Below are 2,386 nucleotides of genomic sequence, written 5' to 3'. Positions count from 1 at the left end.
CCGGCCGTTTGAGCAACAAGAATCCGGCCATTCTGGATAGGTTCCGTTACGTGGGGGCGGCACGCGCCGCACCCACGTAACGAAACCGGGAAGCAGATGACAGTGAGTACGCAGGTGCAGGAAGAGATCCGCCGGTTGGACGCGGAGGGAGTGGCGGGCAGGCAGATCGCCCGCCGGCTGGGAGTCAGTCGGGACTCGGTGGTCAAGTACACCGGGCAGACCGATTACAGTCCGACCCCGCCGATCGTGCGGCGACGTCCGGGAGGGTCTGTCGTGGCGGGGTTCACAGACGTGATCGACGGCTGGCTGGAGGAGGATCGGGCGCGGCCGCGCAAGCAGCGTCACACCGCGAAGCGGGTGTTCGACCGGCTGGTGGCCGAGCGCGGCTACCCGGGGTCGTACTCGCCGGTGCAGCGGCACGTGAAGGCGTGGCGGGCCGCGCACCGCACCGGTGGCGACGGGTTCTTGGAGTTGGCGTGGGATCCCGGCGCGGCGCAGGTCGATTTCGGGCAGGCCGACGTGATCCTGGACGGGGCACGGGCCCGGCTGCACATGCTCGTGGTCACGTTCCCGTTCTCGAACGCCCGCTACGCGCAGGGCTATCAGGGCGAGACGGCCGAGTGCGTGTGTCATGGGTTGCGCACGGTCTTCGAGCACGTCGGGTTCGTGCCACGCGAGCTCGTGTTCGACAACGCGACCGGGATCGGCCGCCGCCGTGGACAGGAGGTCACGGAGTCGGCCCTGTTCGCCGCGTTCAAGCTGCATTACCGGTGCCGGGCCCGCTACTGCAACCCGTATTCGGGTAACGAGAAGGGCAGCGTGGAGAACGCGGTCGGGTTCCTGCGCCGGAACCTGATGGTCCCGGAGCCGGAAGCGGCTGGCCTTGCCGGGCTGAACCGGATGCTGTTGGCCCGTTGCGACCGGCTGGGCGAGGCCGATCACTGGCGCAAGCATCAGCCCGTGCGCGTGCTGTTCGCCCGGGACAAGGCTGCAGGCCTCGCGCTGCCGGGGGCACGGTTCGATCCGGTGCGCTACGAGGCCCGCACCGCGGATAAGACCGGCACGGTGCGCATCGACGGCGTCGCCTACACGGCCGGGCCCGCCTACTCGCTCCGGCGGGTCACTGTCGGGCTGCGTCACGACCGGGTCCAGATCCTGGACGAGAACGCCCGTCCCGCCGTCACCTTGCCGCGCGTGTTCGGCGCGCACGCTGACACGGTCCTGGACCCGTCGGTGCTGCTGCCCGCGCTGGCACGAAAGCCCGGAGCGTGGAGCGAATCACCCGTCCGCCGCCACGTCACCGACCCGGTCCGCGACTGGCTCGACCGGGCCTCCCCCCGCGACCGACGCGACGGGCTGGCCGTCCTGGACCTGGCCACCCGCTCTGCGGGCTTCGCCTGCGCCATCCAAGCCGCGGACACGATCCTGGCCCGCGGCCACACGCCCCACGCCGACACGGTCGGCATGCTCGCCAGGCGCCTGGCCGCGGGCGTGGAACCCGACCCCGGCGCCGCGGACCTGACCATCTACGACCGCCTGGGCAGACAGGCCACCACCGAGCAGGTGCCGGCATGACCGGCGCGAGCGTGCAGGAGATCATCGACGAGGGCAGGAACGTGCCCCTGACCGGCTCCATCCTCGCCGACTGGGCACGCCGCGGCACCCCGAAACAACGCGACTACCTGCTGGGTCTACTCACAGCCGAACACGCCTCACGGCAGCACTCCCGCCGGGTCCGACTCCTCAAAGCAGCGGGCCTTCCCGCGCTGAAATCTCTGGACGGCTACGACTGGGGCGCGATCCGGTTCCCCGACGGATTCGACCGGCACCAGCTGGCCGGCTTGGCCTGGGAAGACGACGGCGAGGACCTGGTCTGCTACGGCGACGTCGGCACCGGGAAAACGCATCTGGCCTGCGCTCTGACCGCCGCGACCTGCCAGGCCGGGGACCCCGCCCGGTACTTCACCGCCAGCAGCCTGATCGCCCACCTGCGCGACGCCAGCCACGCCGGCCGGCTCGACCGCGCCCTGGCGGCCATCGCCCGTAACCGTCTGGTCGCGATCGACGAACTGGGCTACCTGCCCATCGACCCCGAAGGCGCACGCCTGCTGTTCCAGGTCATCTCGAACGCGTACGAACACCACAGCCTGATCATCACCACGAACCTCGAGTTCTCCCGCTGGGGAGCCGTGTTCGGCGACGACACCATGGCCGCCGCGATCATCGACCGGCTCGTCCACCACGGCCGCCTGCTCCACTTCCACGGCGACTCCTGGCGCGTCCAACACGCCCTCATGGCCTGAACCCCGCTCACACGGCCGGAAACCCCGCCACAATGGCCGGATTCTTACCGCTCAAACGGCCGACATCCACTTGACGGAACACA

2 protein-coding genes are annotated in these 2,386 nt (G+C 70.1%); both read left to right on the top strand.

Annotation, left to right across the window (positions count from 1 at the left end; translation table 11 throughout):
- Window positions 1–114 precede the first annotated feature (114 nt).
- A complete protein-coding gene (gene istA, locus ABD705_RS15985) occupies window positions 115–1,575 on the top strand; it encodes an IS21 family transposase (protein WP_344785392.1) in 1,461 nt (486 codons plus the stop codon).
- Window positions 1,572–2,303, top strand: a complete 732-nt coding sequence (gene istB / locus ABD705_RS15980) for an IS21-like element helper ATPase IstB (RefSeq protein WP_344785390.1) — start codon at window positions 1,572–1,574, stop codon at window positions 2,301–2,303. Before istA ends, istB begins: the two co-directional genes overlap by 4 nt.
- The last annotated feature ends 83 nt before the right edge of the window (window positions 2,304–2,386 follow it).

This window comes from Microbacterium kribbense, from assembly GCF_039537285.1.
Classification (GTDB): domain Bacteria; phylum Actinomycetota; class Actinomycetes; order Actinomycetales; family Microbacteriaceae; genus Microbacterium; species Microbacterium kribbense.
The sequence above is the reverse complement of the archived record's forward strand: the minus strand, read 5'-3'. Positions and strand labels throughout refer to the sequence as shown.